General features: G+C 43.4%; 13 protein-coding genes. 8 read left to right on the top strand and 5 right to left on the bottom strand.

What is annotated here, in order from left to right; all coding sequences use genetic code 11:
• Positions 1–10 precede the first annotated feature (10 nt).
• From GRQ40_RS11630 to GRQ40_RS11610, 5 genes are all read left to right on the top strand, one after another.
• A complete protein-coding gene (locus GRQ40_RS11630) occupies positions 11–1,201 on the top strand; it encodes a pyridoxal phosphate-dependent aminotransferase (RefSeq protein WP_066145378.1) in 1,191 nt (396 codons plus the stop codon).
• A 121-nt stretch (positions 1,202–1,322) separates the two neighbouring features.
• Positions 1,323–2,615 carry an asparagine--tRNA ligase gene (gene asnS / locus GRQ40_RS11625; protein WP_159720045.1) on the top strand — a complete coding sequence of 431 codons (1,293 nt, stop codon included), beginning with the start codon at positions 1,323–1,325 and terminating at the stop codon, positions 2,613–2,615.
• Positions 2,616–3,089: 474 nt separating this feature from the next.
• Complete coding sequence (locus tag GRQ40_RS11620) at positions 3,090–3,788, top strand: DnaD domain-containing protein (RefSeq protein WP_066145373.1); 699 nt, start codon at positions 3,090–3,092, stop codon at positions 3,786–3,788.
• 210 nt (positions 3,789–3,998) lie between these two features.
• Positions 3,999–4,667: an endonuclease III gene (nth, locus tag GRQ40_RS11615; protein WP_066145370.1), complete on the top strand. Its 669-nt coding sequence runs from the start codon at positions 3,999–4,001 to the stop codon at positions 4,665–4,667.
• On the top strand, positions 4,657–5,160 hold the full coding sequence (locus GRQ40_RS11610) for a YpoC family protein (RefSeq protein ID WP_236546302.1): 504 nt from the start codon (positions 4,657–4,659) through the stop codon (positions 5,158–5,160). Before nth ends, GRQ40_RS11610 begins: the two co-directional genes overlap by 11 nt.
• A gap of 30 nt (positions 5,161–5,190) precedes the next feature.
• On the opposite strand, the gene GRQ40_RS11605 is transcribed toward GRQ40_RS11610, so the two are convergent.
• Complete coding sequence (locus tag GRQ40_RS11605; RefSeq protein WP_159720044.1) at positions 5,191–7,881, bottom strand: PBP1A family penicillin-binding protein; 2,691 nt, start codon at positions 7,879–7,881, stop codon at positions 5,191–5,193.
• Between the two features lie 51 nt (positions 7,882–7,932).
• Positions 7,933–8,529: a Holliday junction resolvase RecU gene (gene recU, locus GRQ40_RS11600; protein ID WP_066145361.1), complete on the bottom strand. Its 597-nt coding sequence runs from the start codon at positions 8,527–8,529 to the stop codon at positions 7,933–7,935.
• 203 nt (positions 8,530–8,732) lie between these two features.
• Between recU and GRQ40_RS11595 the strand changes: the two genes are divergently transcribed.
• Entirely contained in the window at positions 8,733–8,966 is a 234-nt protein-coding gene (locus tag GRQ40_RS11595) for a hypothetical protein (RefSeq protein WP_044742295.1), read from the top strand.
• Positions 8,967–8,993: 27 nt separating this feature from the next.
• Positions 8,994–9,362, top strand: a complete 369-nt coding sequence (locus tag GRQ40_RS11590; RefSeq protein ID WP_044742296.1) for a YppE family protein — start codon at positions 8,994–8,996, stop codon at positions 9,360–9,362.
• Between the two features lie 422 nt (positions 9,363–9,784).
• On the opposite strand, the gene GRQ40_RS11585 is transcribed toward GRQ40_RS11590, so the two are convergent.
• Entirely contained in the window at positions 9,785–9,961 is a 177-nt protein-coding gene (locus GRQ40_RS11585) for a YppF family protein (protein WP_082063547.1), read from the bottom strand.
• Between the two features lie 413 nt (positions 9,962–10,374).
• On the opposite strand from GRQ40_RS11585, the gene GRQ40_RS11580 reads away from it, so the two are divergent.
• Entirely contained in the window at positions 10,375–10,782 is a 408-nt protein-coding gene (locus GRQ40_RS11580; RefSeq protein ID WP_044742298.1) for a YppG family protein, read from the top strand.
• A gap of 254 nt (positions 10,783–11,036) precedes the next feature.
• Here the strand turns inward: GRQ40_RS11580 and GRQ40_RS11575 are convergent, their stop codons facing one another.
• Complete coding sequence (locus GRQ40_RS11575; protein ID WP_159720043.1) at positions 11,037–11,291, bottom strand: sigma-G-dependent sporulation-specific acid-soluble spore protein CsgA; 255 nt, start codon at positions 11,289–11,291, stop codon at positions 11,037–11,039.
• Between the two features lie 260 nt (positions 11,292–11,551).
• Complete coding sequence (locus GRQ40_RS11570) at positions 11,552–12,019, bottom strand: Hsp20/alpha crystallin family protein (protein WP_080862429.1); 468 nt, start codon at positions 12,017–12,019, stop codon at positions 11,552–11,554.
• Positions 12,020–12,778 lie beyond the last annotated feature (759 nt).

The following is a 12,778-nucleotide window of genomic DNA, read 5'->3' as shown; positions in this document are numbered from 1 at the left end:
GACATGGATCATGAAATTAGCAAAACGAGTGGCATCGCTCACGCCTTCTGCGACATTGGCGATTACGGCTAAAGCGAAAGAGCTGAAAGCAGCTGGATATGATGTCATCGGTTTAGGAGCAGGAGAGCCGGATTTTAATACACCGCAGCACATTATGGATGCGGCCGTTCAGGCGATGAATGAGGGACATACAAAATATACGCCTTCCGGTGGACTAGCGGGCTTAAAAACGGAAATTGTGAAAAAGTTTGAACGAGACCAAGGGCTTCGCTACGAGCCATCTGAAATAATCGTTTGCGTGGGAGCCAAACATGCGCTCTATACCTTATTTCAAGTCATTTTAGACGAAGGTGATGAGGTCGTTATTCCAACGCCATATTGGGTCAGCTATCCGGAACAAGTAAAGCTTGCTGGAGGAGTGCCTGTTTATGTCGAGGGGCTTGAGGAAAACGAATTTAAAATTACGCCTGAGCAATTAAAATCGGTTATTACTGATCGCACAAAGGCGGTTATTATTAATTCACCAAGTAACCCGACAGGAATGATTTATACGGAAGAAGAACTAAGAGCGCTTGGTGAAATTTGCTTGGAGCATGATGTATTCATTGTCTCGGACGAAATTTACGAAAAGCTGGTCTATGATGGACATCGCCATGTGTCCATTGCTCAATTGTCGCCAGAGTTAAAGGCGCAAACGGTAATCATTAATGGCTTGTCTAAATCGCATTCGATGACTGGCTGGCGGATTGGATATGCTGCAGGAAATAAAGAGATCATTCGGGCGATGACGGATCTTGCAAGCCACAGCACTTCAAATCCGACTTCCATCGCTCAATATGCCGCTATTGCTGCATACAGTGGGCCACAAGAGCCAGTGGAACAAATGCGGCAAGCCTTTGAACAACGGTTAAATATTATTTATGAAAAACTCATTCAAATTCCAGGATTTACGTGCGTTAAACCGCAAGGCGCATTTTATTTGTTCCCGAATGCGCGGCAGGCGGCCGCAATGGCTGGATATCACCATGTAGACGAATTTGTCACAGCTCTCTTAGAAGAAGCAAAGGTGGCGCTTGTTCCGGGTTCTGGCTTTGGTGCTCCCGATAATGTTCGCTTGTCTTATGCGACATCGCTTGATGTGCTAGAAACGGCGATGGAGCGCATTCAGCAATTTATGGAGCAACGCGCAAATCGTGTATAAGCTTCAAAAGCGGCTTTGTCGATGACAGAGCCGCTTCGTGTATTGCTTACATTTTGGCTGAAAGGTATAATATAAGTTATGCATACATAGTTTTTTGAACAAATGTTGGAGGGAATTTTCGGTGAAAGCAACAATTGCAGAAGTAAGCAAATATGTAGGACAAGAGGTGACGATCGGCGCATGGCTGGCAAATAAGCGTTCAAGCGGAAAAATCGCTTTTTTGCAGCTGCGCGATGGCACTGGTTTTATTCAAGGAGTAGTTGAAAAATCGCAAGTAGCGGAAGACGTCTTTAAAGCGGCAAAATCCATTACGCAAGAAACATCTTTATATGTGACAGGGATTGTTCGCGTGGATGAGCGCTCGCCATTTGGCTATGAATTATCGGTGACAAACATACAAACCATTCATGAAGCGGTTGATTATCCGATTACGCCAAAAGAGCATGGTGTCGAGTTTTTAATGGATCATCGCCATTTATGGCTGCGTTCAAAACGCCAGCATGCGATTATGAAAATTCGCAATGAAATCATCCGGGCAACCTATGAATTTTTTAATAACAACGGATTTGTCAAGGTAGATCCGCCGATTTTAACAGGAAGTGCACCAGAGGGAACAACGGAGTTATTCCATACAAAATATTTTGATGAAGATGCCTATCTTTCTCAAAGCGGTCAGCTTTATATGGAAGCAGCCGCAATGGCGCTTGGAAAAGTGTTCTCATTTGGTCCGACGTTCCGTGCGGAAAAATCGAAAACACGCCGCCATCTCATTGAGTTTTGGATGATCGAGCCGGAGATGGCCTTCTACGAATTTGAAGATAACTTAAAGATACAAGAAGAATATGTATCGTATATCGTTCAAGCGGTGTTGAAAAATTCCCAGCTTGAATTAAAAACTTTGGGACGTGACACATCAAAGCTTGAGCAGATTCAAGCTCCATTTCCGCGCATTACATATGATGAGGCGATTAAACTTCTCCATGACAAAGGATTTGATGATATTCAATGGGGAGATGATTTTGGAGCGCCGCATGAAACAGCGATTGCGGAGAGCTTTGACAAGCCAGTGTTCATTACCCACTATCCAACTGCGTTAAAGCCGTTTTACATGCAGCCTGATCCGAACCGTCCAGATGTGGTGCTTTGTGCGGATTTAATTGCACCGGAAGGGTACGGCGAAATTATTGGTGGGTCTGAACGGATTCACGACTACCATCTGCTTAAAGAGCGCTTAGAAGAGCATCATTTGCCAATTGAAGCGTATCAATGGTATTTAGAATTGCGTCAATACGGCTCTGTACCTCATTCAGGTTTCGGTTTAGGGTTAGAGCGTACAGTGGCTTGGATTTGCGGAGTCGAACATGTGCGTGAAACGATTCCGTTCCCACGGCTATTGAACCGATTATATCCATAATCGCACCAGTATTTTTATTGAATCCATGTTTTGTTTATCGTGTTGAATTAGCCCCCAAGCTTTTAGGGGGCTTTCTTATCTTCCTAATACGCAATGGCTTGATGATCGTGCTTATTACATGATTTAGACAAGTCGTGAGATTCTTTCGAATGTAGGTTTTGACAGACACCCGTTTTCAGTTGTATTTATATGCATAGATACAACGAGAATATTGAACTGATTATTTATTCAAAAGCAAACTTCTATTTTTTGACGGTCCAAGAAAAGTCAATAACTTTTCTGCTTATGCCTTAGCGTGGCACAGCACCGAACAACAGGCGGCTTACAGACCGATTGATGGGTCTGTAAGCCGTATTGTTCAGTCACACGACCGTCGACTTTATATCGACGCAACTGTTAAAGTGTCAAGTTATATCGATATAGATTATCTAATACTTAGCATCCATGTTATACTTATAGTTGAGGTGTATTCCAATGGACAAAGAAAAAATGGCGGAATGGCTGGCCCAAGGCAGCATTGCAATTCCAAAGCTGCTTTTGCAGCATTATAAACGTTTAGGTTTAACGGAAGTAGAATTTATGCTGCTTTTGCATTTGCATGCATTTATGGGAGAAGGGGTATGGTTTCCAACTCCAGATGAGCTGGCAGAAAGGATGACGTTAACGCCGGCACAATGTATGGAAGCATTACGGAAGCTTTTGCAAAAAGGATTTGTTTCTATTGAAGAACAGGTGGATGGAGCCATTTTGGGCGAAAAATACTCGCTTAAGCCGCTATGGGAAAAGTTAGTGCATCATTTAATTTCCGAGTCGATGAACGAACAAAAGAAAGAGCGCCAGGAAGAGGAACAAAGCTTGTATACGATGTTTGAACAAGAGTTTGGCCGACCGCTTTCGCCGTTTGAATGCGAGACGCTGGCGATGTGGATGGATCAAGACGGGCATGATCCAGCTATCATAAAAGCCGCGCTTCGCGAAGCGGTATTGTCCGGGAAATTAAATTTCCGTTATATTGATCGAATTTTGTTTGAGTGGAAAAAGAATGGGGTGCGTACGATTGAACAGGCGAAAGATTATGGCCAAAAATTTCGCAAGCATCAATCGAAAGCCAAGCCTGTATCACAGGAAGAGCATCGACAAACCGTTACATTTTATAATTGGCTAGAATCGTAAGCGAGAGGCCCCCCGTCTCTCGTTTTTCTATGATTGAGGCAGCCACTTTTTTAACATCATCCGCCGAGAAGTCTCCCACCTCTTAATGGAATGGAGATGGGGAAGGTTCATATAGGCCTATGTGACGAAACGTAATAGGACAAGCTTTGATGTGAGAAAGAATGGAATCGCTGCTACTGTTAGCGGCTGTAAAACGAAAGGAGAATTCTTATGCTGAATCGGCAACAAATTCGCATTTGTTTGGATCGAATGGGAGAGATGTTTCCGGACGCTCACTGCGAATTGATACACCGCAACCCTTTTGAATTGCTAATTGCGGTAGTTTTGTCGGCGCAATGCACGGATGCGCTCGTAAATAAAGTAACAAAACATTTATTTGCAAAATATCAAACGCCTGAAGATTATATATCGGTTCCGTTGGAAGAGCTTCAGCAAGATATCCGATCGATTGGACTGTATCGGAACAAAGCGAAAAATATTCAAAAGCTGTGCACCATGCTGCTCGAACAATATGGAGGAGAAGTGCCTTGTGATCGCGACGAATTGATGAAGCTGCCGGGGGTTGGGCGCAAGACGGCGAATGTGGTGGTTTCGGTCGCTTTTGGCGTCCCAGCGATCGCAGTGGATACACATGTGGAGAGAGTTAGCAAACGGCTTGGTTTTTGCCGTTGGAAGGACTCTGTGCTTGAAGTAGAAGAAACCCTGATGAGAAAGGTACCAAAAGAAGAGTGGTCGATTACCCATCACCGGATGATTTTTTTCGGGCGTTATCATTGCAAAGCCCAATCACCAAAATGCGAAATCTGTCCCCTGCTTGAACTATGTCGAGAAGGAAAGAAAAGAATGAAGGGCAGGGAGAAAATTGCAAGTGCCGATTGACTTTGTTCATCCGTTGTTTTTCCAAGAAGAAGAGATGATTGAGAAACAAGAAGAGGCTCCGTTCCCTTATGCACTTAAAACAGTGTATTTCTATTATGATATCGTAGATAGCGCTTATGTGCCTTGGGAAAAAGCAGAACAATCGATCCCTGCTTTACTGAAGCTGTGGAATGAGGAAAAAGCGCAGCTTCAGGCACTTTTTGCGGAAAGAAACCGAACGCTTGTCCAGAAGCCGATGATTCGCGGGTTATCTTATTTTATAATGCTTTTATTTTGGATGAATCAAAGCAAAGTCACCCAGCTTCGTATGTGGCAAAAAGCAGTGGAATCGCTGCCGCTTAAACCGATGAACTGTATGGAGCGCTTGCAATTCATTTTTCAGCGATGTGATACGTATCCTTCATTTGTTCAATTAAATGAATTGTTTGAGGAAGCGGCGAAGCTTTTTTATAAGAAGCGGGCGATTGTAAAAAAAGGGATGCCTCCATGTTGAGGCATCCTTTTTTCTAGCGGCATTAGGCCGTTAATGGGTTTGAGTTGAGTTATTAGGGCTGGTATTTTGGGTTGTTGGCGGTGTGCTTCCGCCAGAGCTGCCACCGTTGTTATTTTGTCCGCCGCTTCCACCATTTTCTGTATTGCCGCCAGTTCCGTTATTATTGTTGCCAGAATTGCCGCTGCCGTCATTCCCAGAATTATTATTGTTTCCATTCCCATTGTTCCCGTTATTGCCAGGAATTCCGTTATTGTTTCCATTTCCGTTGTTCCCGTTATTGCCAGGAATTCCGTTGTTGTTTCCATTCCCATTGTTTCCGTTGTTATTATTGTTGCCGTTTGGTTCCTCCTGTTCGTTGCCCGGAACATTGACAGTCGCCACGGCTGGATTGCTTCTGATTTGTCCGTCCTTGCTTACCGCATATACTTCAAACGTATAAACGGCTCCTGGAGTCGGATGATTAATGGTTAAAGAAGAGTTGGACGTTGGAATCACACTTGAGTCGCCTTTATCATTTTTGATACGCACTTCAAATGCCATGTCTCCATTTGAACCGTTGTCATATTTCCAAGAAAGGGAAATGGCATCTGTGGCAGCATCATAGACGGCTTGCAAATTCGCTGGTGCTGCTGGCGGCTCATCTTTTGCTGTTTCCGTCGGCTCTGTTCCTTTTATAAAGCATTCATACGTAATTTCGCTGGCTGGCGTATATTTGCTTGCCAGCTTCGGCGGATTGGAGCCTTTTTTAATTGGCAGCTTCTCTACGCTATTTGGCATTGGGAAATCTTTGCCGCCTTTATCTACATGGGCGATGACCTTTTTGAATAACAAGCGCGGCAGCTTTTGTTCATATGTCGATAAATCCGCTGTGCTGCTTCGTTTGCTAAAGCCGGTCCATACAGCCGCCGTATAATTTGGCGTATAGCCGACAAACCAGCTATCTGGGACCGCGCTGCTAGACAAGCCGTATTTACGGGCCGTATCTTTATCATAGTTGGTGGTTCCCGTCTTCCCAGCGATATGAAGACCCGGCACGTTCGCAAGCGTACCTGTTCCGGATTGCACGACTGATTTGAGCATGTCGGTAATCATATAAGCGGTATAATCCTTCATCGCTGTTTTCGGTTTTGGCGTCAAATTCATCTCTGTATTATCAGGAAAGACAATTTTAGTGACCGCATGCGGCTTGATATAGACCCCATTATTGCCAAAAGCGCTGTAAGCCCCAGCCATTTGCAGCGGCGATACGCCTTTTTCAAGACCGCCGATAGAATATGATTCATAAACGGTGTCAAATCCCATGCCAAGCTTATTGGCAAACTGTTTCGCACGTTCTCGACCAACAGCTTGAAATGCCTTCAAAGCAGGAATGTTGCGTGATTTGGCAAGAGCCGTCCGCATCGTCATCGCGCCTTCATAACTGCCATTCCAGTTTTTAATCGGCGTGCCATCTGAATATTGATATGGTTCATCAACAAGCTGATGGGCTGTCGACCATTTTAAATATTCAATGGCTGGACCGTAATCTAAAATTGGTTTAATGGTTGAACCAGGCTGCCCAACTGGCTGAATCGCGTAGTTGAAGCCGAATGTAACGTTCTCTGGATCGCGTCCGCCGCCAAGTGCACGGATTTCGCCAGTTTTTGTATCAATTAAAGCAATGGATGATTGTAAATCCTTTTTCTTTGTAAATAACTCATTAGAATTAAGCAAGTCTTCTACATAATCTTGGGCATTTGGATCGAGCGTCGTGTAAATTTTTAATCCATCTTCATATACGTTCACGTTCGCTTGATCTGTTACTTCTCTAATCACTTCGTCGATAAACGAATCATATGGAAGCGAGGCCGTGCCGCTGTTCTTTTTCCGATCGACGAGCATGGAGGAAATCGGCACTTTCTTCGCTTTTTCCGCTTCTTCTTTTGTAATAAATCCATGCTTGGCCATAAGCGATAACACGACGTCGCGCCGCTTTTTCGCCGCTTCCGGATGTTCGTACGGATTATAGTTGTTTGGGCTTTGCGGCAAGCCTGCGAGCAGGGCCGCTTCAGGGAGCGTTAAGTCTTTCAAATTGGTTTTGCCAAAATAAAACTCTGCCGCTTTAGCCACCCCATAAATACTGTTCGAATAATAAATTTTGTTTAAATACATCTCTAAAATTTCGTGTTTAGAATATTTTTGCTCAAGACGAAGGGCCAGCCACAGCTCTTGTGATTTGCGTTTGAGCGTTTTTTCGGATGAAAGGAAGGAGAGTTTAACCACTTGTTGAGTGATGGTGCTTCCTCCCTCCGCTCCAAACCCTTCTTTCACATTCGCCAGCACCGCGCCGCCAAGCCGGATAAAATCGACGCCGTGATGCTGATAGAACCGGGCATCCTCTGTTGCCAGCACCGCGTTTTCCAAGACTTTCGGAATGTCAGAATAGGAAACGTACGTTCGTTTTTGGCCATTCGCGCTGAGCTCAGCGATTTTATGACCATTCATATCGTAGACAGTCGATGATAAAGGGTCTTTAATTTTGGCTTCATCAAGCGGCGGTGTGCCCTTGACGAAATAGGCAAATGTCGCAATCCCTCCGACTAATCCGATTATGATTAACAACATAAGCGAGAGTGCGATTGTTTTCAATAACGAGTTGGCTTTTCGCTTTTTTTTCTTTTTTTGCTTTGGTTGTTTTGCTGCTTGCTTCCGTTCTGCACGAGAACGATATTCACCAGACATAAGCAAATCCTACCTTTCTAATCATTGTAAGAAATTGATTTGATTTCTTACTTAAAAGTAGATGTTTTCTACTACTCTAATATAATCAATTCGAGGTTGATAGCCAAGTGAAATGTGATGGCCATACTGTTCAATTTCTTGTTTGGTTAGCGATTTTCTACCGCCAGATTGCTGTCTTTCCCAAAAGGAAAGCAAATGCGAAGCATCCAGCAGGTACACTTCACCCAAGGAAGCGAAACGCAAAATAACGAAGCAAATGGCTCCATGCTGAAGCACCTGCCTCATGTGCTGAATTTGATGCTCGTGAAAATTTTTTAAAGGGAAAGAGGTTGTATTTCTCGTTTCCTTTGCCTCAAAATCAATATATTTACCGCGATAAACACCGTTATAGTCCGTTGTTGATGCTTGTTTAAAATAGGCCTCTTTAATGACAGCAGCGCTGCGCTTTGGATAGTCAACACGGACAATTTGAATCGGTGTCGGCTTTTTATGAATGATGGCAATGCCATGCTCGCGGTAATACTCATTGGTGGAATTTAAATCCTCTTCTAACGTCATCCCGCGGTTTCCATAATTTTGATGAAGGGGTTGAACGGCTTCTTCTGTTTCCTTCACTTTATATTGTCTGCCACCGGGATATTTGAACATCTTCTCCTCATCTCCTTTGAATGTTTTTTATTATACCATAGGAGAGCTGGAATAGGGGGAATAAAGAAAATGTCGAAATTGCACGAAGAAATAAAAAAGACGACTTTCTTTGCCGAAACGCTTCTAGTTTTGTCAAGTGTGAAGGGAGCACGCGGAAAACGGCGAATGTTTAAAAGCAAACGGGTAAGGGGGAGGATTCGCATATGCGGTGGGTGAGAAAAGAGGAAGTGGAAAAACAACTGGAAGAAATTTTGGAGTTGATGCAGCAAATTGATCAAAAAATGGATGAAATGATGGATGATCTCGTGAAAGAACAGCAGCGAAATCAGCAGTCGCAAATCAACGAGTTAGCTGCGCAGCTTGACCATGTAGAGAAGCAGCTGGATCACGAGGCTGAGAAGAAAGTGTTTGTCGCATCGAAGCTTCATTTTGTATAATGGTTTTCAAAAGGAGAGAAATGCGACATGTATGAACAGCTTAGACGTTTGACAAACGAGTTGCTCAAATATAATGATGAAATTTTACAAATAGCTGAAAAAGCCGTTAATAGCCATGAACAGCCTGATTTTTTCCAGCAGGTAAAGCCGTTTGCTGATGCTGTCAGTCAAACGGTAGAGAAATGGAGGCAGGAGGCGCTCGCTTGGATCCGCACAGAGCGGCCGCAGCATGTTCATTCGCAGCAAATCGAAGCAACAAGCGAAAATATCGAAAAAATTGTAGTCGAGGCGTTTTATCCTGCGGTCAAGCTTCGACGCTTGAAGCAATTTCATCAATCCATTGACTATACTCTTACTCTTGTCAGCGAACGATTGGAAATGAGATCAAATCAATAAAAGGCTATCCATCTGTTAAGGGATAGCCTTATTTATATTTGAGATGAAAGGAAAAGCCTGACCTCCTTTGTATTTGGGGGCATTTTTTCGTATATATCCGCTGTTTGCTTGAAAGGAGGGAGGCTGATCAGCATAGATTAGATGTTGAGTGTTCACTTTTTTTTCAAAAAAATAGGCCTGCTTTTTTCTGGCCTTCCTTTGCAAAGCCAGAAAGAAAAGCGGGCGCTTCAACATGCTTATCCATGGAACCCATCATTCAGTTTTCTAAGTAGAACATCTACAGAAAGAGGAATTAGTTCACTCGGCTTATGTTCAGGTTATACAGCTTAACCGATAACCGCGAACAGTGGATGTTTCGACCGGGTCGGATGAAATCATGAAAAAGCAGCGAGCCCGTCCTGTCTTCATGAATGATCCATCGGTTATTCAGGCTTATGAGCGCCTGCTAGCTCCAGCTGTCGGGTGAGATCGCGATATTCAGAAATCGTAAGCTCCCCGCGCAGGTATACTTGACGGGCAAAATCAAGCAGCTCGTTGATGCTGGCCGGTTCATAGTTTCTTTTCGCTATAAATTTCCCCTTTAATTCTGTCGTATTCATGATCGATGCCCCCTTTATCCATCTCCTCTTTTTGTTCATCTTATCATAAAAAATAATGGTTGATGTAAATTCGAAAAATTGAAACTTCCGACAACATATGACAATTCGTAAGGATGAAAATAGCCCGTTGCTGAACTTTTCCGTTCGCGCACATGGATAAATGAAGGATTTTCAGGATGGATGATGTACGGCTCCATTTTCACTTTTCGCCCATTCTATACATATAATGGTGTCAGCCTATAGAAATGTACTTAGCTTTTTTACAGGTGGAACTTTAGATGAAGTGCGTGTGGCTTTTCGGCGGCGGATGAATCGAATAACGGACTGCGTCATCGATCCATGAATTTTTGTTGTCTTGCCTTCGACCGTTGATTTTCAAGTTGCACGTATATCGAAAAGTGGGGGAGGATGTTATGTATCAATATCCGTATCGTGTTCCGCTTCCGCCGTCATCTCCGCAGTGGCCCTATCCAACAGGGGGATGGCATATGCCCTATTCTCAAGCGTTTTCGCATTGGCCAATCCATCAAGGATACCCAGTGGGAAATTCTATGAATCAGCAGCCTTATTTTATGCACGGCACTAATCCGCCTTATCCAGTAGGAAAAAACGCGGGAGCTCCGTATCCTGTGCCATACGCACCATCTGGTCCGGTGCTAAAGCCGCCTGCTTCAGGCCTTCCGTCGATTATGTCCCAATTTAAAAATTCCGATGGCACATACGATATCAATAAAATGATGAATACAATGGGACAAATGATTCAGACCGTCAATCAAATCGGTGGAGTGCTGAAAGGATTGGTCGGGGCATTTAAAGCATAATAAACGCCATCCTCCTATCTGTGTGAGGATGGCCGATGTTTAGCGATTCATCGTTTGTTTTTACTGTGAAGATAATATGAGCAAGAATCGTCTCATGAAAGCTTTTGGCGGAGTCCCTTTATGATGAAGAACGCCATTTTCTTAACCTTTCTCCAATGGAGAGACAAGACTCCTGATAGGATGCGGTGTTTCCTTATCACCATAAGGAAACGGCGCCGCATAAAGGCTTATTTTGGATCGCATGCTTTTTTCGGCTAAAGTAGCTGCTCGTATACTTCATTGAGTTGGTGAGCGCGCTTCATGTCTTGTTCGTTCATCGCATAATGAATTTCATACGGCAAAACATGGTTTAAAAAAGCGGCTTCTTTTTGCGATAAATGACGGACAAACTCTTCTTCGTCCGCGTAAGGCTTTTCCAGCAGTTTATGATAAATGTGACTTGGAATATCGTTATGGTAGTCCAGATAATTGGATAGCGCTTCCCGCAGATAAGCTAAGGTGGTTTCCATCTTCTTCATCTCCTTATCGTAAAAATTTTGGGGATTCCGCTGTTGACAGCAATGGGATATGATTAAGAACGGCGCTTCTCTCCTTTTTTCATAGAAAGTCCTTTCATTCATAGAGTCCGTCAGAACGTTAAAAAGTATGTATGGGCGCACACAAGTGTTGATGATTCCTTATTTTACATGAGCTTCTCCCACCTCCACTTCACATAGGGGTGGGAGACTTCTCGGTCGATGTGTTTAAGAAGGTGCTTTTTCTGCACCTTTTAGTTGATATCAATATATTTTTTCTTTTGTGGCAGGCGAATGACCAACTCTCCGTTTTCAAAGGAGGCTTGAATCTCTTTTTCGGTCACAGGATAAGGAAGTGGGATAGAACGGGTAGTACGGTGTTGCATGCGTCGTTTTTTGTAAATCTGCTTTTGTTCGTCTGTTGTCTCCAGTGTTTCATCACTATAGACGGTAAGCTGCAATACCTTTTCATGGAATTCTAATTGAATTTGCTGGCGGTTGACATTTGGGAGATAGGCGGTAATCACATATTCCGCAGCTGTTTCATGGATGTCGATTGGAATATAAGAGCGAGAGAAGGTTTCATGGAAGTATTCATCTAGTGTTTCAAACATTTTTCTGATCGGCTTTTCATCAAAAAATTGATCCACCATTTCACGGAGGCGTTGGAACGGTTCGTCGTCTCGTTTTTTTCGCATAGGTGGTTGAAAATGCTCGTTCATCATGTAGCTCTCCTTTCGCGTTAAAATTCTCTTCTTTAAATGTATTCTCGTTTCGCCAAAAAGGTCACTCCCCATTTTTTTAATGAAATTTCATTTGTTTTTAAGATTGATCCTTTATGATGGAAATGGATGATAAAAAATGCTAATAAAGCCGGAATAAGAGCAGCATTTCTTGAAATGAATCCACACATGAATCGAATGCTCATCCTTTCAACACAACGAACCCGGCATCACGAAGGAGGAGAGCATGTGAGAATGCTGATTACGCTTTTTTTCTCAGGAACGGCTTTATCGTTGCTTATGTATCAGCTTGTTGAAATCGTTCAAGCGTTTATGGATTTATTTGATCACCACTCTTGATAAAAAGACGACAGAATATCACTGGAAAATTGAACGGCCGGTTTTGGATAAGGGAGAGGTACCTTCGTTACACGAATGTAAAAAGCTTTATATAAAGATCCGCAGGTTGTGCAAAACTAAGCTCAGCTACATCATCGTTGCTGACCGTTTGAAGCGGTTGGCATTTCTTTTTGATATGATATATATGAAGTAACTCGTGGTGTCAAGTCCCATCGACTCACTGGCTGTCTTTGGGCTGTCATCATGATGGCGAATGAACGGCATCTGTCAACATTCATGTTCAGGCGGCCATTGAAAGCGGCTCATCGCCTGTTCACATAGCGGAGAAATATGGAGGGAGCAAGTTCAATCATCTATAAGCGTTGCATGCGATGCTCAGCTAGCATCACGGATATCAAT

Origin of the sequence: Anoxybacillus sp. PDR2, from assembly GCF_009834045.1 — a bacterium.
Taxonomy (GTDB): domain Bacteria; phylum Bacillota; class Bacilli; order Bacillales; family Anoxybacillaceae; genus Anoxybacteroides; species Anoxybacteroides rupiense.
Note: the sequence above shows the minus strand (reverse complement) of the source record. Positions and strands in the feature narration are given on the sequence as shown.

Excerpts from the sequence above, each read along its gene's own strand:
- GRQ40_RS11590 (WP_044742296.1), top strand. The coding sequence starts at position 8,994 with ATGTATGAACAGCTTAGACGTTTGACAAACGAGTTGCTCAAATATAAT.
- GRQ40_RS11575 (WP_159720043.1), bottom strand. The coding sequence starts at position 11,291 with ATGGAAACCACCTTAGCTTATCTGCGGGAAGCGCTATCCAATTATCTG.
- GRQ40_RS11585 (WP_082063547.1), bottom strand. The coding sequence starts at position 9,961 with ATGAATACGACAGAATTAAAGGGGAAATTTATAGCGAAAAGAAACTAT.
- GRQ40_RS11605 (WP_159720044.1), bottom strand. The coding sequence starts at position 7,881 with ATGTCTGGTGAATATCGTTCTCGTGCAGAACGGAAGCAAGCAGCAAAA.
- recU (WP_066145361.1), bottom strand. The coding sequence starts at position 8,529 with ATGTTCAAATATCCCGGTGGCAGACAATATAAAGTGAAGGAAACAGAA.
- GRQ40_RS11570 (WP_080862429.1), bottom strand. The coding sequence starts at position 12,019 with ATGAACGAGCATTTTCAACCACCTATGCGAAAAAAACGAGACGACGAA.
- nth (WP_066145370.1), top strand. The coding sequence starts at position 3,999 with ATGCTGAATCGGCAACAAATTCGCATTTGTTTGGATCGAATGGGAGAG.
- GRQ40_RS11620 (WP_066145373.1), top strand. The coding sequence starts at position 3,090 with ATGGACAAAGAAAAAATGGCGGAATGGCTGGCCCAAGGCAGCATTGCA.
- GRQ40_RS11630 (WP_066145378.1), top strand. The coding sequence starts at position 11 with ATGAAATTAGCAAAACGAGTGGCATCGCTCACGCCTTCTGCGACATTG.
- GRQ40_RS11580 (WP_044742298.1), top strand. The coding sequence starts at position 10,375 with ATGTATCAATATCCGTATCGTGTTCCGCTTCCGCCGTCATCTCCGCAG.
- GRQ40_RS11595 (WP_044742295.1), top strand. The coding sequence starts at position 8,733 with ATGCGGTGGGTGAGAAAAGAGGAAGTGGAAAAACAACTGGAAGAAATT.